The sequence below is a fragment of the Rhodanobacter sp. sgz306013 genome (assembly GCF_057031145.1).
The window spans coordinates 708,516-725,705 of the sequence record NZ_JBXCIJ010000001.1; the positions used below are offsets into that span (position 1 = coordinate 708,516).

The window sequence follows — 17,190 nt, forward strand, 5'->3', positions numbered from 1 at the left end:
CCTCAACGGTAATTGAAGTCGGGCGAAGACAGCAGGAAGGTGTTCCACTCCATCGGCGATTTGGCCTGCGCGAGCGCGTTGCGGGTGGCGTCGGCGAGCCGTGGCGCGATGGCATCGCGGTACAGCGCGGAGCCTTGCAGATCCGGAGGGCCGGGCGGCGGATCGTTCGCGGGGCTGGCGCCGCCGTCAGCGCCCGCGAACAGCCGGTTGCGGCCGCTGCCGATCACGCGGGCGAAGTCGAAGCGCTTGCTCATCTGGCCCGAACCGGTCCAGCTGGCCGAATCCAGCGGCCAGCCATCGGGCGTGATGCGCCCGTACAGCGGCTCGCCCATCTGGCGGAGCCAGTTCACCAGGGGCACGGCGTTGGGAATCGGCTGGCCGTCGTAGGTCAGCCGCATCGCGGAAATCAGGAAGCGCATCGGATCCTTGAATTTGTGCCCGTCCACGGCGGCGGCTTCCTTCGACAGCAGCATCGTCCGAACCACCGCCGCGATGTCGCCGTCGGTGCGCTGGAAGGTGTGCGCCATGGCGTCCACCAGGGCGGGCGGGGGCTTGTCGGCTATGAAGTATTCGGCGAGCTGTTGCGAGACAAAGTGCGCGCAGGCTGGCTGGCGCACGATCAGGTCCACCGCCTGCCCGATCTCGGCGTAACCGCTGCCCTTGATGGTCTGGCCGAGGAAGGTCTTGTCGCCGAAGTCGTGCTGGTTCGGGTTGAACCGGAACAGGCCGTCGCGCACGAAGCCGGGGGGCTCACGGCGCATGCGGTCTGCGCGTTCGGCGAATTTCGGCGGCAGCAGGCCGGCGCCGGTGAGAATCCGCATCAGCTGCTGCACGTCGGCCTGGGTGTAGCCCGAGCCCACGCCCAGCGTGTGCAGTTCCATCAGCTCGCGCGCGTAGTTCTCGTTGGTCTTGCCTTTGACGTTGTGCACGTTGTCGAGGAACACCAGCATCGCCGGGCTCTGCAGCGTCGCCATCACCAGGTCGCGGAACTTGCCCAGCGCATGCGGGCGTATCACGTTTTCCTCGTAGTCGGCGGCGAACACGCGCACAGCTCCCTTGTTCGCGTACACGCTGAAGTGGTTGAGCCAGAACCACACCAGCTGCTCCTTGAGCTGGTCGCCGCCGTAGACTGCATGCAGCAGCTCCGCCTGCGCGGCCTGCTGTTCGAGGGCGCGGCGGTACTGCGCGAGCGCCTTTTTCGCCGCGTCCTTGGCCGCGTCGGCGGGCGTGTCCTTGAACTGCTTCTGGCGGTCGCGGAAATCCGCCCACAGCTCGGGCACCGGCGTGTTCACCGCCTGGAAGGCGCGAATCTGCGCGGCCACCCGGGGTGGCAGCGTGTCGTCGGCGCCGGACAGCTGCTCGTCGAGGAAGCGCGTGCGGCCGAGCTGGCGATAACGTGCCAGCGTGGCGCTGTCCAGGCCGAAGCCGTCGCGGCGCAGCCAGGCGATGTCGGAGAGGCTGAGGCCATCCACCTTCGCGGTGACGGTGGCGGCGGGCATGCGCTGCAGCGTGGCCTGGCCCGCGCAGGCCATCGCGGGCAGGCATCCCAGCAACAGGCCAAGCGCGAGGCTGCGGCGGCGTATCGGTGCGGCAGGCATGCGTCCGTTCTCCGGCGAGGGTGTCGAGTAGCTTCAACGGCGAGGGTGCCGGGCGGATGACCGCGGAACCGTGATGCATCGGGTGGATTCTCCGGTGATTCAGCTTTCGCAACCTCTTGCGCACCGGTCGCGCCGGTTACCATGCGCTCCCCCGCTGGAGCGATGCGATGCCCAAGACCTACGACCGCGCCTATTTCGACAAGTGGTACCGCCATCCCACGCATGCGGTTGGATCGCCGGCCGAGTTGAAGCGCAAGGTGGCGATGGTGGTGGCGCAGGCGGAGTACTACCTCGGCCGGCCGGTCCGCAACGCGCTCGACGTGGGCTGCGGCGAAGGTGGCTGGCGCGCGCCGCTGCGTGCGTTGCGGCCCGGCATCGACTATCGCGGGCTGGACGCCAGCGAGTACGTGGTGGCGCGCTACGGCCGCAGCCGCAACATCGGGCTGGCGCGTTTCGGCCAGTTGGAACACCTGCGCTTCGAAAGCCGTTTCGACCTCATCGTCTGCAGCGACGTGCTGCATTACCTCAAGCCGGCGGAAATCCGCGCGGGCCTCGTCGGTATCGCGGAGATGGTCGAGGGCGTGGCCTTCCTGGAGGTGTTCACCAGCCACGATGGCGTGGCGGGTGACCTGGATGGCTTCCACAAGCGCTCGCCGGACTGGTACCTGCGCACCTTCGCCGATGCTGGGCTGCTGCCGTGCGGGTCGCATTGCTATCTGGCGCCACGCCTGGGTCGGCGGATTGCGGCGCTGGAGCTGGCTCGGTTGCCCGCGTAGCTTTTCCGCTCTTGCGCGAGTGTCGGAGTGGTACAGGCGTCAGAATTCCAGATGCGCCCGCACCCCCGCAAATGTCGCCGGCCCGCGGTCGCGGTTATAGCCGGGGTTCCGTATCCACTGCAGGTCGGGGCTGAGCGTGAGGTGGGCGCATGGCGCATAGCTGTAATACACCTCGGCAATCTCCTCGTGCGCGTAATCCAGCGCGCCATCGCCCAGCACGAAGCCCGCGCCGCCCATTTCCAGATATTCGCGATGCGGGCGTGACAGTGCGTTGACCGCGAAGCCGACGGCCAGGTGATCGGCCGAACGGCCCCAATGCACGCCGGAAAGCTGCAGGCCGCCGCTGAGGGTGCGGTCCACCTCGGTGAACGCGAAGGACTCGGTGTGGCCGTCGTTCCAGCCTGCGCGCGCGAACAGGCCGGTCTCGCCGCCGTCGGCCAGCGGCAGTTCGCCGTTGACCGCCCAGCCGAACTTATGGCGGCCGGGGGCATCGTCGGCGCGCACGTCTGGCGCCTGGCCGGTGGCCAGCGCCCGGTCGATGGCGTCGCGGTAGCTGCCCATGCGGGCGAGGTTGCGGAAGGTGAGCAGGCGCAGCACCCAGCCGCCGGGATGCGGGTGCAGGCTCAGCTGCCATTGCTCGCCGCGCGCGCGGCGCAGCGAGCTCTCCAGCCGCTGCCCGTTCGCCTCCCAGGGCATGCGGTAGATGCCGTAGCGCAGCGTCCAGGCAGGATTGACCCAGGCCAGCATCAGGCCGTCGGTGTAGCCGCGGGTATTGGCGGCGAAGTCCCAGCTGGTGGCATTGAACAGGTCCCAGTTCATGAACTGGGTGCGCGTGCCGTTGGCGTAGCGGTTGCGGTCGAAGTCGTCGTTCACCGCCATCGTGCCCAGCTTCACCTCGAGGCGCTGCGTGGCTTGCGTGCCCGACAGATGGTCCTGGCTGCGCTCCACCGTTTCGCGCGACCCGCCCAGCGGCAGTGTCCATTGCAGGTAGCGCCGCGCCACGTAGGCGCCGCGGCCCAGCCCGGCGACGCCGGCGCGGATCACGTCGCCGTTGGTGAGTCCGCCCAGCCCGGTGGCCCCGCTGACGCCTTCGCCGCGGAACATCTCCACGTCGAAGTAGTAGGCCAGATGGGCCGGCAGCGCCACGCCGAAGTAGGCGCCGAAGGTGTGCGAGCGCCCGGTGTCGCTTCGCGCGTGCAGGCTCAGCGGGCCGGCGTAGGGCGAATGCAGCGAAAACTGGTGCTGGTCGACGAAGGTGTATTGCGCGCCCAGCCATTGCGGGACGAACAGCGGCGCCTCGCCGGCGCTTGCACTTCGGGAAAACGCGAGCGCACCGCCGAGCAGGCAGGCGATGGTGATGGCGATGAGGAGCGTGCGGGTGGCGACGCGCGGGGGAAGGGTGTTCTTGAACATGGCTTGCATCCGTGGCGGCCCGGTCGGGTGGCGGCGGATGCACGCCGGACGATCAGCCGCGCATCACGCCGGACGCCGCGGTCCGGAGTAGGGGTCGTTGACATGCGCCCGGTCGGGGCGCGGAGGGAGGTCGACTGTCGCTGGGCATCAGGGGCCTCCGTGATCGGCGGTGGCACCGGCCGAAGCATGCGGCTTGCGCATGGCGGGCGGATGGCAGGCATGGGCGGGCGCGCGACGCGCGCGAAGGTGGTCGGCAACGGGGCGGCGCGGGCGCGTCGCAACGGGGAAGCGGTGGAGCAACATGGGCTCGCCTCAACATGCGCCCGCGGCGCATGGAGGCGGCCCGTATCCCTCAGTCGAGGAAGACGCGGGCCGACCGCGCGCGGTCGCAGGCGTTCATCGGTTGGGTCGACACCGGCATACGCAAGGGCTTGCGGGCGCCGGCGCAGCTACTGGGAATACTGTCCATTTCTCGCTGGGAGTGGCCGAGGGTGCCGGCAGCCGGGCTGAAGGCGCGCGCACTGTAGTTGCGGCACGGCAGCCTGTCAACGCGACAGGATGGCTTGCCGGAAGATCCGGGTGCGAGGCATGGCGCGGCCCCGCCGGACGGCCATCCTCGCCGCCGCGGATACGGTCATGCGAGCCCGTCGGCTAGTTGTTGTCGCCGCCCAGCAGCGAGCCGACAACGCCGCCGAGCAGGCCGGCGCCGATGCCGGTCGATGCCGCCCGGTTGCCGTCGCCCGGCAGGTATTCGGCGATCTGGTGGGCCAGGCGCGAGATCGGCAGGGTCTGCAGCCATACCGTGCCGGGTCCAGTGAGCGCGGCCAGGAAGATGCCGTCGCCACCGAAGATGGCATTGCGGATGCCGGGCACGGTGGTGATCTGGAAGCTCACCGAGGCCTGGAAGGCACCGACGTGGCCGGGATGCACGCGCAGCGTCTCGCCGGGGGCCAGCTCCTTCTGGATCAGTTCGCCGGACAGTTCCAGCCACGCCGTGCCGGTGCCGCCGACGTGCTGGAGCAGGAAGCCGCTGCCGCCGAAGATGCCGGCGCCCAGCGACTGCTGGAAGCCCACGCCGATGCTGACCTGTGGCGTGGCGCAGAGGAACCCATGGCGGTGCACCATGTACTCGCTGCCCGGCGCCACCGGCACGGGCACGATATGGCCGGGCACCTTGGTGGCGAAGGCCACCATGCCGGGGGACTGCACGGCGCGGTAGTCCGTCATGAACAGGCTGCCGCCGCCGGCCACGCGCTTGAACATGCCGAACAGGCCGCCACCGCCGCCCATCTGGGTATGGGTGGTCATCTGCACCGAGGCGCTCATCCACGACAGCTCGCCGCTCTCGGCGAACACGCTTTCGCCGGGATCTAGCTGCACTTCGAGCACGGGCATCGTGGTGCCCTGGATGCGGGTCTGCATGTCGGATTCTCCGGATGATGGGAGGGGTGAGGCGATCCTTCCGCGGCAGGCAGTCGTGATCGCACGCTTCGGTGAAGACCGGCTGCATCCTACGCCCCCGGATCGCCGTCGCAAGCTCCCGATCAAGCCGAAGGCCGCCTTGCGGCGGCCTTCGGATGTAGCACGGGGCGGCTTGCTCAGCCGCCGCGCGAGGCGCGCTTGCGGTCGTTCTCGGTGAGGTGCTTCTTGCGCAGGCGGATTTCCTTCGGCGTCACCTCGACCAGCTCGTCGTCGTCGATGAAGTCCAGCGCCTGCTCCAGCGAGAACTTGGTCGCCGGGGTCAGCTGGATCGCATCATCCTTGCCCGAGGCGCGCATGTTGGTCAGCGGCTTGGGCTTGATCGCGTTGACGGTGAGGTCGTTGTCCTTGGCGTGGATGCCGACCAGCTGGCCCTCGTACACGTTGTCGCCCTCGGCGGCGAACAGCTTGCCGCGTTCCTGCAGCGGCCCCAGCGAATAGGCGGGCGTGGTGCCGCCTGCGTTCGCGATCATCACGCCGTTGAGGCGCTTGGCGATCTGGCCTTCTTCCTTCGGGCCGTAGTGGTCGAACACGTGGAACAGCAGGCCGGAACCCTGGGTGAGGGTCTTGAACTGGTTCTGGAAGCCGATCAGGCCGCGCGCCGGAATCATGTATTCCAGGCGCACGCGGCCCTTGCCGTCGGGCTCCATGTTCTTCAGCTGGCCCTTGCGCACGCCGATGCGCTCCATCACCGGGCCCTGGTGGATTTCTTCCACGTCGATCACCAGCTGCTCGAACGGCTCCATCTTCTGGCCGTCGATCTCCTTGATGATGACCTCGGGACGCGACACGGCCAGTTCGTAGCCCTCGCGGCGCATGTTCTCGATCAGCACCGAGAGGTGCAGCTCGCCGCGGCCGGACACCAGGAACTTGTCGGCGTCCGAGCCCTGCTCGACCTTCAGCGCCACGTTGTGCACCTGCTCGCGGTCGAGGCGATCCTTGAGCTGGCGGCTGGTGAGGAACTTGCCGCCACTGAGGTCCTTGTTGCCGGCGAACGGCGAATTGTTGACCTGGAAGGTCATCGAGATGGTCGGCTCGTCCACGGTCAGCGCCGGCAGCGCCTCGGGCGCTTCCAGCGCGGTCACGGTATCGGAAATGGTCAGCTCGGCGATGCCCGAGATGGCCACGATGTCGCCGGCCTCGGCGCTGTCCTGCTCGATGCGCTCCAGGCCCATGAAGCCGAGCACCTGCAGCACCTTGCCCTGGCGCTTCTTGCCGTGGCGGTCGATGATCGCCACCGGCATGTTCTTCTTCAGCGTGCCGCGCTGGATGCGGCCGATGCCGATCACGCCCACGAAGTTGTTGTAGTCCAGCTGGCTGATGCGCATCTGGAACGGGCCTTCCGGGTCCACGTCAGGCTTAGGCGCGTGCTGCATGATCGCTTCGTACAGCGGGGTCATGTCGCCCTCGCGCACGTTCTCGTCGAGGCTGGCGTAGCCGTTCAGCGCCGAGGCGTAGACGATCGGGAACTCCATCTGCTCCGGTGTGGCGCCGAGACGGTCGAACAGGTCCCACACCTGCTCCACCACCCACTCCGGGCGGGCGCCGGGGCGGTCGATCTTGTTGATCACCACGATCGGCCTGAAGCCCATGGCGAACGCCTTCTGGGTCACGAAGCGCGTCTGCGGCATCGGGCCGTCCATCGCGTCGACCAGGATCAGCACGGTATCGACCATCGACAGCACGCGCTCCACTTCGCCGCCGAAGTCGGCGTGGCCGGGCGTGTCGACGATGTTGATGCGGTTGCCCTTCCACTTGATCGCGGTGTTTTTGGCCAGGATGGTGATGCCGCGTTCCTTTTCCTGGTCGTTCGAATCCATCACCCGCTCGGCCAGCACGGTGCGCTCGGAGAGCGTGCCGGACTGCTTCAGCAGCTGGTCGACGAGGGTGGTCTTGCCGTGGTCGACGTGGGCGACGATGGCGATATTGCGCAGGTTTTCGATGGACATGGGGCAGGCTCGGGCGATGCGGGGATCGTCGCGCAGGGTTTCGGAAGGCGAATCGGTCGATTATACGCACACTTGCGTGCGCTTGCTCGCCTTGCCTCGCGCTTGCCTACCCCCGGTTCAGACCAGCCCGGTCAGCGCATACGCCGCGATCACCACGAGCACGGCCAGTGTCTTGATCACCGTGACCGCGAAGATGTCGCGGTAGGACTGGCGGTGGCTGAGCCCGGTCACCGCCAGCAGGGTGATCACCGCGCCGTTGTGGGGCAGGGTGTCCATGCCGCCGGAGGCCATGGCCGCCACCCGGTGCAGCACCTCCAGCGGGATGCCGGCCGACTGTGCGTTGGCGATGAAGGTGTCGGCCATCGCGCCCAGTGCGATGCCGAGGCCGCCGGAAGCCGAGCCGGTGATGCCGGCGAGCGTGGTCACGGTGACCGCCTCGTTCACCAGCGGGTTCGGGATGGCGTGCAGCGCGTCGGCCACCAGCTTGAAGCCGGGCAGGGCGGCGATCACCGCGCCGAATCCGTATTCCGAGGCAGTGTTCATCGAGGCGAGCAGCGCACCGCCCACCGCGGCCTTGCTGCCCTCGGCGAAGCGTTCGCGCACCGGCCGCCACGCGCACACCAGCACGCAGGCGATGCCCAGCAACAGCGCGCCCTCCACCGCCCAGATCGCGGCGATCTTGTCCACCTCCTGCACCACCGGCGCGCTCTTGCCGACCACGCTGGGCCGGAACGCTGCCGTGCTGCCGTACAGGCGCGGGATCAGGCCGGTGAGCCACTTGTTCGCCACGCCGACCAGCACCAGCGGCAGCAGCGCGACCAGCGGATGCACCAGCTTGCCGTGCTCGAACGGCGCCGGCTCGTTGACGAGGACGTTGCCGTAGCCTTCGCCCGCGCGGGCGGCCTTGCGCCGGCGCGATTCCAGGTAAGCCAGGCCGACGACCAGGATGAACACCGCGCCCAGCGTGCCCAGCCACGGCGCCGCCCAGGCGCTGGTGCCGAAGAACGCGGTGGGGATGATGTTCTGGATCTGCGGCGTGCCCGGCAGCGAGTCCATGGTGAAGGTGAACGCGCCCAGCGCGATGGTGCCGGGGATCAGCCGCTTCGGGATGTCGCTGGCGCGGAACAGTTCGGCCGCGAACGGGTACACCGCGAACACCACCACGAACAGCGACACGCCACCGTAGGTGAGCAAGGCGCAGACCAGCACGATCGACAGGATCGCGCGGCTGCGCCCGACCAGGCCGATGGTGGCGGCCACGATCGCCTTGGAGAATCCCGACAGCTCGATCAGCTTGCCGAACAGCGCGCCCAGCATGAACACCGGGAAATACAGCTTGAGGAAGCCGACCATCTTCTCCATGAACAGGCCGGTGAAGATCGGCGCCACCAGCGCGGGATCGGTAAGCAGCACCGCGCCCAGGGCGGCCAGCGGCGCGAACAGGATCACGCTGTGGCCGCGATAGGCCGCCAGCATCAGAAAACACAGCGCGGCCAGCACGATCAGGAATGCCATGCTTGCGAGTCCCCGGGGTCCATCGAGCGATGACTGCAGTATTCGGCACCACCGCGCCGCGCCGGCACTGTACGAAGGTACAAGTGTGGCGGTTGCCGGCGCTGCCTAAGCTCGCCGCAAAACCGGCATCCACGCCTGCTGGATGCGTCCACGATGAGGGGGGAGTCCATGAAGCGCACGCATCTGAGTCTGGCGGTCGGTCTTGCGGTGGGCGCGGTGTTCGCCGCGCCGGCCCGGGCGCAGCAATCCGCCGATGCCGGCAACGGCAACGCGCCGACCAAGGTGAAACAGCTGGACCAGGTGGTGGTCACCGCGCGCAAGCGCGCGGAAACGCTGCAGGACGTGCCGATCGCGGTCAGCGCCTTCACCGCCGCGGACCTGCGCACGCAGAACGTGCAGAACCTGGGCGATCTGCAGGGCAAGGTGCCCTCGCTGCAGGTGTACGCCGCGCGCGGCTCCAACACCACGCTCACCGCCTACATCCGCGGCATCGGCCAGGCCGACCCCACCTGGGGCTTTGACCCGGCGGTGGGCATCTACCTCGACGACGTCTACCTCGCGCGGCCGCAGGGCGCGATGCTGGACGTGTTCGACGTGGAGCGCATCGAGGTGCTGCGCGGCCCGCAGGGCTCGCTGTACGGCAAGAACACCATCGGCGGCGCAATCAAGTACATCTCGCGGCCGCTACCGGTGAAGACCGAGGGCTCGGCGGAAGTCACCGTGGGCACGCACGGCGAGAAGGACGTCAAGGCCAGCCTCGGTGGTGCCAGCGCCGACCAGGTCTGGCGCGGCCGCCTCGCGGTGGCCAGCCTGCACAACGACGGCTTCGGCAAGGACCTGCTCACCGGCAGCCGCAACGGCAACAAGAACACCAACGCGGCACGGCTCACCCTGGGTTTCTTCCCGTCGAACGATTTCAACGCCCAGCTGGAATTCGACGGCGTGCGCGACAACTCCAACCCGCGCGGCGCGAAGATGCTGGAGGTCAACAAGTTCTACCCGCAGTACCAGCCGCTCGCCGGCGACTTCGACACACGCAGCGGCATGCCGCAGCTCAACCACACCAAGCTGTACGGCACCGCGCTGACGATGAACTGGATCGCCAGCCAGGCATGGTCGCTGAAGTCGGTCACTGCGGTGCGCGGCTCGTCCACCGACACCAACATCGACTTCGACACCCTGCCGCCGCAGCTCACCGACGTCAACGCGCTGTACAGCGACCACCAGTTCAGCCAGGAACTGCAGGCGAACTACGACGCCGGCGGCAGCGTGCACGGCGTGTTCGGCGCGTACTACTTCGACGGCAGCGCGAACGGTGAGATCCACAACATCTTCCTCGGCTCGCCGCCGTACTCCTTGCTGGGCTATGCGCAGTACGGCAGCACCGGCGGCAGCATGGGCACCAAGAGCTACGCCGGCTATGGCGACTTCAGCTGGGACTTCGCCCCGGACTGGAGCCTGGACGTGGGCCTGCGCTACACGCACGAGACCAAGACCGCCCGCATCCAGAACTTCGGCTATGCCGATGCCACCTTCAGCACGCCGATCCTGACCCTGGCCAACTTCAACGGCTCGCACGGGTCCGACAACCTGTCACCCAAGGTGTCGCTGGACTGGAGCGTGAATCCCAACATCAAGCTGTACGCCAGCTACGGCGAGGGCTTCCACTCGGGCGGCTACAACATCCGCGCGAACTGCGCGGCGATCCCCAGCTCCTGCCGGCCGATCGACGACGAGAAGGTGCAGTCCTTCGAACTGGGCAGCAAGATGACCTTCTTCGACGACCGCCTGATGATGAACACGGCGCTGTACCGCAACGTATATTCCAACATCCAGCTGTCGGTGTTCACCTCCTACACCTTGCCGAACGGCCAGCAGGGCTTCTTCGGCGACTTCACCAACGCCGGCAAGGGCCACATCGACGGCCTGGAGGAGGAGTTCGCCTGGATGCCGAGCGAAAACACCACGCTGCGCGGCAACCTCGCCTGGATGCACACCAAGTACACGAAGTTCATGAGCGGCGGCGTCAATATCGCCGACACGCAGAAATTCACCAACGCGCCGAAGTTCTCCGGCGGCCTCACGCTGGAGCACACCATCCCGCTGGCCGGCGGCGGCAGCCTCAGCGGCCGGATCAACTACAGCTACCAGAGCCTGGTATACCCGGAGACGACCCTGTCGCCGCTGATTGCACAACCCGCCTACGGGTTGTGGAACGCCGGCGTGACCTGGCAGATCGACCGGCCGTGGTCGCTGAGCCTGCAGGGCACGAACCTTGCCAACAAGTCCTACCGCACCACCGGCTACAACATCGCGGCGCTGGGCATCGTCACCGGTTACTACGGCAATCCGCGCATGGTGACGCTGAGCGCGCGCTACACGTTCTGATGGCGATGCAGGCATGGGCAGCGGACCGAATAGGAGCAGGGCGATGCGATGGATGAACCGGTGTCTGGCCGCGACCCTGCTGCTGGCGGCGACGGCGCAGGCCGACGAGGCGGCGCCGTTGCCGAAGCTGCGGATCGATCCGCAGCGCGTGGCGGTGGCTGGCCTGTCCTCGGGCGCCTACATGGCGACCCAGGCGCAACTGGCTTGGCCGGAAATCTTCCGTGGCGCGGCGCTGGTGGCCGGCGGCCCGTACGGCTGCGCAAACGGCCAGTTGAACGCGGCGCTGGGCAGCTGCATGAAGGGCACGCCGCCGCCCGACGTGGACGCGCTGGTGGCGCAGGCCGAGCAGCGCGCCAAGGCGGGCGAGCTCGGTTCAATCGCCGCGCTGGCGCAGGCCCGCGTCTACCTGCTGCACGGGCGTGCCGACGCGGTGGTTGCCCCCGCCGTGGCCGAGGCAGGTGCCGCGTTCTACCGCAAGTTGCGCGACGACGTGCCCGGTCTCAAGGGCATGCAGGTGGTGGACGACGGCCGGCGCGACTTCGCCCACAACCTGCCGGTGGCGGCGCGCGGCGACGATTGTGGCAAATCCGAATCGCCCTACCTTGGCCACTGCGGTTTCGACGCCGCCGGCGCGATCTTCGCCCAGCTCTACGGGCCGCCGCCGCGCCCGGCCGCGGCGCCGAAGGGGCAGCTGCGCACCTTCGACCAGAATAAGCTGCGACCCGGCGGCGCCGATGCGTTCCTCGCTGCCAGCGGCTACGTTTACCTGCCCCCCGCCTGCCTCGCCGGCAAGCCCTGCGGCCTGCTGGTCGCTCTCCACGGCTGCAAGCAGAACGCCGAGGCGGTGGGCGAGGCCTTCGTGCGCGACGCCGGCTTCAACCGCTGGGCCGACGCCTACCACGTGGCCGTGCTGTACCCTCAGACCCGCGCAAGCTTCGCGCCCTTGAATCCGCAGGCATGCTGGGACTGGTGGGGATACTCCGGCACGAACTACGACACCCGCGCCGGCGTGCAGCAGCGCTGGCTGGTGAACGCGGTGCGCGCCATCGAGAAGTGAGGGTGGGCGCAGATGGCTGCGCGGTGATTCTCGCGTTGCCCGCTTGCGGGAGGGGGGTAGGGGAGAGGGCGCCCTCGCCCTCAAATCTTTGCAAGCGACAAAGCGGTTTCGAGCCGCTGCCGCGGCCCGAGTCACTTTCTCTCGCGTGCCCGAGAGAAAGTAACCAAAGAGAGGGGCACCCCGATGGCGCGCCCTCCGGGCCTCCTGCCCTGCGGGTGCGCGGGCGGATTACGGGGTTTTTCGACGGCACTTCCTGTGCCGGCGAAAAACTGGCCCGCATCCCTGCGGGCCATCCTGCGGACTTTCCTTCGCCCGCCCGCCGCGCCATAGGGGCCCCGGAAAAGCAGCGCGCTCCAAGCGCGCAGAAGCAGCGGCAACGGCACCGCGCCCCAGCCGTCCCCTGCAGGCAGAGGAGGGAGACAACATGCTCGCGCGGTTTGGCTCCTGCTCTTGCTCTTGCTTCTGGCGTGCACGATGCGCGCCCGCTCTTCCCGGGCCCCCTGGGCGGCGGTGAGGCGGGGACGAGAAGGCCGCACAGCGGGCGAGTCCAGGGATGGACTCGCCTTTTCGCGCGGACAGGAGTCCGCTCGAAAAGCCCGGCCACGGCTCACGGACTTGTCGGGCAAGGATGCCCGGCAAGCGCCAACCGGGGTGTCGTTTTCTCTTGGCTACTTCTCTTTTGGACAAGCAAAAGAGAAGTAGCTCGGCCACCGGAAGGTGGACGAAACCGCTCTGAATCTTGCGAGGGAAAAGCGCCCTCTCCCCCATTCCCTCTTCCGCACGCGGGCGAGGGGAATAAGTGGGGCGCGTCATGCTGAGCACCGCCCTCATCGCCACCGCCGCCCTGCTGTGGCTGGGCTTGCTGTTCATCGTGGCCTTGTACGGCGAACGCCATGCCAAGGTGTTCAACAAGCGCTGGGCGATCGTCTACGGCCTGTCACTGGCGATCCACTGCACCTCGTGGACGTTCTACGGCACGGTGACCCAGGCCAGCCGTTCGGGCTGGTGGCTGCCGCCGACTTTCGTCGGCGCGATTCTCGTCTACCTGTTCGCAGCGGGCTGGCTGCGGCGCCTGGTGCACATCGCGCGCGAGTACAACGCCAGCTCGCTGGCCGACCTGATCGCGGCGCGGCTGGGGCGGCATTCCGGGCTGGCGGCGCTGGTCACCGCGGTGATGCTGATCGGCATGGTGCCGTACATCGCATTGCAGCTGAAGGCGGTGGCGATGAGCTATGGCGTGCTCAGCCGCGGCCATTACGCGGGTACGCCGGCGTGGCAGGACAGCGCCTTGTACGTGGGGCTGGCGATGGCCGCCTTCACGATGCTGTTCGGCACGCGCCGCGCGGCGGCCACCGAACACAACCGCGGTCTGGTGTTGGCGGTGGCGTTCGAGTCGCTGTTCAAGCTGGGCGCGATGCTGGCGCTGGGCTCGCTGCTGCTCACCGCAGTGCCTGCGACCGCGGCGGTGGGGGCGCCGCCGCCGCAGGACAGCAACAGTTTCCCGGCGCTGATCCTGCTCGGCGCGCTGGCGATGTTCACCATGCCGCACCAGTTCCATGCCGGCGTGGTGGAATGCCGCGACGACGGCCACGTGCGCACCGCGCGCTGGCTGTTTCCGTTGTACCTGGTGCTGATCTCGCTGCCGATCCTGCCGCTGGCGCGGCTGGGCGACAGCTGGCTGCGCCCGGTCGGCGTGCCGTCGGATCTCTACGTGCTGGTGCTGCCGCTGGCGCGCGGCGAGCATGGCCTGGCGCTGACCGCGTTCCTCGGCGGGCTCAGCGCGGCGACCAGCATGGTGGTGGTCGCCACGCTCACGCTCAGCCTGATGGTGAGCAACCACTTCGTGGCGCCGCTGCTGGTGCGCGCGGGCTGGGGGCGCGGCGAGCGCGGCGACCTGCGCGGTGCGGTGCTGACGCAGCGGCGGCTGGCGATCCTCGCCATCGTGTTGCTGGCCTGGGCCTACAGTCGCGTGCTGGCGCGCAGCGACGCGCTGGCCGACATCGGCGCGATCTCGTTTTCGGCGCTGGCGGGACTCGCGCCGGCCACGCTGGCCGCGGTGTATCGACCGCAGATAGGCGCGCGCGCCGTGGGTGCGGGCCTGCTGGTGGGTACGCTCGTGTGGCTGTATGCGCTGCTTCCGGCGCTGTTCGCGCCGCAGCCGGAGTGGGTGCACACCGGGCCGTTCGGCGTGATCTGGCTGGCGCCTTCGCACTTGTTCGGGCTGGACGGCTGGAGCCGCCTGGCGCGTGCGGTGGTGCTGAGCCTCGCGGCGAACGTGGCGGCGATGTGGCTGGTGGCGCGCTCGCGCCACGCGCATCCGGCGCCGGCGCCCGGGGGCGGCGTGATGCTGATCGAGCTGCGTGCGCTGGCGCAGCGTTTCCTGCCGGCGGCGCGCGTCCGCGAGCTGTTCCGCGATGCGCCGGAGCGCGTGCTGGCCGATGCGCCGCGCATCGCGGCGGTGGAGCACGAGCTGGCCGCGGTGATCGGCGCGGCCTCCGCGCGCCTGCTGCTGGACGTGATGCGCCACCAGGGCCGGCAGGATCTCGACGCGGTGGCCGCGATCGTCGGCGAGGCGACGCAGGACCTGCGTTTCAACCAGCGCGTACTGGCCGCCGCGCTGACCAGCATGAGCCAGGGCATCTGCGTGGTGGATGCCGAGCTTTGCGTGGTGGCGTGGAACCGCCCCTACGAGGCGCTGTTCGCCTATCCGCCCGGCCTGCTCGAAGTGGGCCGCCCGGTAGCCGAGCTGATGCGCCACAACCTGGCGGCCGGGCTGGCCGGCGGCGGCGAGATCGACGCCGACGTGCGCCGGCGCCTCGCGCACATGCACGCCGGCTCGCCGTACCAGTCCGAGCGGCAGTTCCCGAACGGCGTGGCGGTGGAGATCCGCGGCAGCCCGATGCCGGGCGGCGGTTACGTGGCGACCTATACCGACGTCACCGCGTTTCGCAATGCCGAACGCGAATTGAAGCGGATCAACGAGACGCTGGAGCAGCGTGTGGCCGAGCGCACGCAGGCCCTGGCGCTGGCCAGCGACGCCGCGCAGCGCGCGAACGAGGCGAAGACCCATTTCCTCGCCGCGGTCAGCCATGACCTGCTGCAGCCGCTGCACGCCGCGCAACTGTTCTCGCACGCGTTGCAGGTGCGCCTCGCGGGCGACGAGGCGGCCGCCACCGCGCAGCACCTGGATGGCGCGTTGGCCGCCACCGAGAACCTGCTGGCCGGCCTGCTCGATATCGCCAAGCTGGAAGGCGGGCGTTTCAGCGTCCGCCCGCGTGACTTCGCGCTGGCCGAGGTGCTCGATCCGCTGGCCGCCGAGTTCCGCGCGATGGCCGAGGAGCGCGGCATCCGCCTGTGCGTGGTCGGCACGCGAGGCTGGGCGCATTCGGATCCGCAGTTGCTGCGTCGCGTGCTGCAGAACTTCCTGGCCAATGCCTTGCGCTACACCGAGCAGGGCCGCGTGCTGCTGGGCTGCCGCCGCGCGGATGGGCAGTGGCGTATCGAGGTCTGGGACAGCGGCCCCGGCATCGCGGAGTCCGAGCAGCGGCTGATCTTCGAACAGTTCCGCCGCGGCAGCGCGGCCAGCGGGCAGGGGCTAGGACTGGGCCTGGCGATCGCCGAGCGCATGGCCGGCTTGCTCGGGCATCGGCTGTCGCTGCGCTCCCGGCCCGGGCGCGGCAGCGTGTTCGCGGTGGAACTGCCGCGCGCCGCCGTCGGCCGCGTGGCGCGCGAACCCGCGGCTGCGCCGGCACGCCAGCTGCCGCAGGGGCGCGCCCTGGTGCTGGACAACGAACCGGCCGCGCTGGCGGCGATGGGCGCGCTGCTGGCGAGCTGGCAATGGCAGGTGCACGAGGCGCGCACACCGGCGCAGGCGGAACGGGTGCCGTGGAGGCCCGACTTGCTGGTGCTCGACTACCACCTCGACGGCGGGCTTACAGGGCTGGATGCGCTGGCCGGGCTGCGTGCACGTTTCGGCGCCGTGCCCGCGGTGGTATTGACCGCCGATCGCGATACCGTCCTGCGCCAGCGCCTGCTCGAAGCGGGCGTCAACGTGCTGTACAAGCCGCTCAGGCCGTTGGCGCTGCGGCAACTTATCCAGCACCACATGACGGCGTTGCGCGATACGACGCCGGCGTGACCGCAGGAGCGCGCCCCGTGCGCGATGGCTCCCGGCTTCGCTCGGGGCAACAAGCCATCGTGCGCAGGATGCGCTCTCGCCGGGGCGAAATGGGATCGCTCAGTCGACCCGGGCGGGATCGACCAGGTCCAGCGAACGCAGCAGTAGGCTGGCCTGGGTGCGGTTGCGCACGCCGAGTTTCTCGAAGATCGCGGTGACGTGCGCCTTCACCGTGCGCTCCTGGATCGCCAGACGGTCGGCGATCTGCTTATTGAGCAGGCCTTCGGCGAGCAGGCCGAGCACGCGGTACTGCTGTCCCGTGAGGCGGGCCAGCCGTGCGGCGAGGTCGCTGTCGCCCGGGTCGGGGGGCAGGGCGGCGACGCTCTCGCCCAGGTGCGGCGGCACCCATTCGCCGCAGTCGAGCACGGTGCGGATGGCGGCGGCGATCTCGTCGGGGCTGGCGCTCTTGGAGATGAAGCCGGCGGCGCCATGGTCCAGGACGCGGCGCACCACGCGCGGCTCGTCGTGTGCGGATACCACCATCACCGCCACCGCTGGGAACTGTCCGCGCAGCGCCGCGAGCCCCGACAGGCCGCGGCTGCCCGGCATGTGCAGGTCGAGCAGCACCAGGTCGGTGTCCGGCACTTCGCCCAGCGCGTCGAGCGTGGCGGGCAGGTCGCAGGCCTCGCTGATGCTGCCGTCGTCCAGCGCCGCCAGCGCGGCCTGGTGCAATGCGGCGCGGAACAGCGGATGGTCGTCGGCGATCAGCAGGTGCGGCATCAGAGGGCCTGCGCGGGATATCGGACTAGCCTACAGGGACGAGCGTAGCGGGGTTGCACGGCCATGGCATCGGACTTTCGTACCATGGCCTGCGCGTGCCGGCACGCTATCGTGCGGG

Annotated in this window: 10 protein-coding genes; 4 read left to right on the forward strand and 6 right to left on the reverse strand. The window is 69.1% G+C overall.

The window, feature by feature from the left end:
- Positions 1–2: 2 nt before the first annotated feature.
- Positions 3–1,598, reverse strand: coding sequence for a DUF1800 domain-containing protein (locus AC2EWF_RS03180; protein WP_483637899.1), 1,596 nt, complete (start codon positions 1,596–1,598; stop codon positions 3–5).
- A 167-nt stretch (positions 1,599–1,765) separates the two neighbouring features.
- Here AC2EWF_RS03180 and AC2EWF_RS03185 point away from each other — a divergent pair, with 167 nt between their 5' ends.
- Positions 1,766–2,374 carry a class I SAM-dependent DNA methyltransferase gene (locus tag AC2EWF_RS03185; RefSeq protein WP_483637900.1) on the forward strand — a complete coding sequence of 203 codons (609 nt, stop codon included), beginning with the start codon at positions 1,766–1,768 and terminating at the stop codon, positions 2,372–2,374.
- 39 nt (positions 2,375–2,413) lie between these two features.
- Here the strand turns inward: AC2EWF_RS03185 and AC2EWF_RS03190 are convergent, their stop codons facing one another.
- The 4 genes from AC2EWF_RS03190 to AC2EWF_RS03205 form a co-directional block, all read right to left on the reverse strand.
- Positions 2,414–3,787, reverse strand: coding sequence for a carbohydrate porin (locus tag AC2EWF_RS03190; RefSeq protein ID WP_483637901.1), 1,374 nt, complete (start codon positions 3,785–3,787; stop codon positions 2,414–2,416).
- A gap of 651 nt (positions 3,788–4,438) precedes the next feature.
- A complete protein-coding gene (locus tag AC2EWF_RS03195; protein WP_483637902.1) occupies positions 4,439–5,209 on the reverse strand; it encodes a TIGR00266 family protein in 771 nt (256 codons plus the stop codon).
- Positions 5,210–5,385: 176 nt separating this feature from the next.
- Positions 5,386–7,215: a translational GTPase TypA gene (gene typA / locus AC2EWF_RS03200; RefSeq protein WP_483637903.1), complete on the reverse strand. Its 1,830-nt coding sequence runs from the start codon at positions 7,213–7,215 to the stop codon at positions 5,386–5,388.
- A 117-nt stretch (positions 7,216–7,332) separates the two neighbouring features.
- Positions 7,333–8,730, reverse strand: a complete 1,398-nt coding sequence (locus tag AC2EWF_RS03205) for a GntP family permease (protein WP_483637904.1) — start codon at positions 8,728–8,730, stop codon at positions 7,333–7,335.
- A 168-nt stretch (positions 8,731–8,898) separates the two neighbouring features.
- Between AC2EWF_RS03205 and AC2EWF_RS03210 the strand changes: the two genes are divergently transcribed.
- From AC2EWF_RS03210 to AC2EWF_RS03220, 3 genes are all read left to right on the forward strand, one after another.
- Positions 8,899–11,118, forward strand: coding sequence for a TonB-dependent receptor (locus AC2EWF_RS03210; protein WP_483637905.1), 2,220 nt, complete (start codon positions 8,899–8,901; stop codon positions 11,116–11,118).
- Between the two features lie 13 nt (positions 11,119–11,131).
- On the forward strand, positions 11,132–12,175 hold the full coding sequence (locus tag AC2EWF_RS03215; protein ID WP_483637906.1) for an extracellular catalytic domain type 2 short-chain-length polyhydroxyalkanoate depolymerase: 1,044 nt from the start codon (positions 11,132–11,134) through the stop codon (positions 12,173–12,175).
- 811 nt (positions 12,176–12,986) lie between these two features.
- Positions 12,987–16,313: a hybrid sensor histidine kinase/response regulator gene (locus tag AC2EWF_RS03220; protein WP_483637907.1), complete on the forward strand. Its 3,327-nt coding sequence runs from the start codon at positions 12,987–12,989 to the stop codon at positions 16,311–16,313.
- A gap of 99 nt (positions 16,314–16,412) precedes the next feature.
- Here AC2EWF_RS03220 and AC2EWF_RS03225 read toward each other — a convergent pair whose 3' ends face one another.
- Complete coding sequence (locus AC2EWF_RS03225) at positions 16,413–17,072, reverse strand: response regulator (protein WP_483637908.1); 660 nt, start codon at positions 17,070–17,072, stop codon at positions 16,413–16,415.
- Positions 17,073–17,190 lie beyond the last annotated feature (118 nt).

Coding starts and splice junctions, on each gene's coding strand:
- AC2EWF_RS03210 (WP_483637905.1), top strand. CDS start 8,899: ATGAAGCGCACGCATCTGAGTCTGGCGGTCGGTCTTGCGGTGGGCGCG.
- AC2EWF_RS03180 (WP_483637899.1), bottom strand. CDS start 1,598: ATGCCTGCCGCACCGATACGCCGCCGCAGCCTCGCGCTTGGCCTGTTG.
- AC2EWF_RS03205 (WP_483637904.1), bottom strand. CDS start 8,730: ATGGCATTCCTGATCGTGCTGGCCGCGCTGTGTTTTCTGATGCTGGCG.
- AC2EWF_RS03220 (WP_483637907.1), top strand. CDS start 12,987: ATGCTGAGCACCGCCCTCATCGCCACCGCCGCCCTGCTGTGGCTGGGC.
- AC2EWF_RS03215 (WP_483637906.1), top strand. CDS start 11,132: ATGGGCAGCGGACCGAATAGGAGCAGGGCGATGCGATGGATGAACCGG.
- AC2EWF_RS03190 (WP_483637901.1), bottom strand. CDS start 3,787: ATGTTCAAGAACACCCTTCCCCCGCGCGTCGCCACCCGCACGCTCCTC.
- AC2EWF_RS03195 (WP_483637902.1), bottom strand. CDS start 5,209: ATGCAGACCCGCATCCAGGGCACCACGATGCCCGTGCTCGAAGTGCAG.
- AC2EWF_RS03225 (WP_483637908.1), bottom strand. CDS start 17,072: ATGCCGCACCTGCTGATCGCCGACGACCATCCGCTGTTCCGCGCCGCA.
- typA (WP_483637903.1), bottom strand. CDS start 7,215: ATGTCCATCGAAAACCTGCGCAATATCGCCATCGTCGCCCACGTCGAC.
- AC2EWF_RS03185 (WP_483637900.1), top strand. CDS start 1,766: ATGCCCAAGACCTACGACCGCGCCTATTTCGACAAGTGGTACCGCCAT.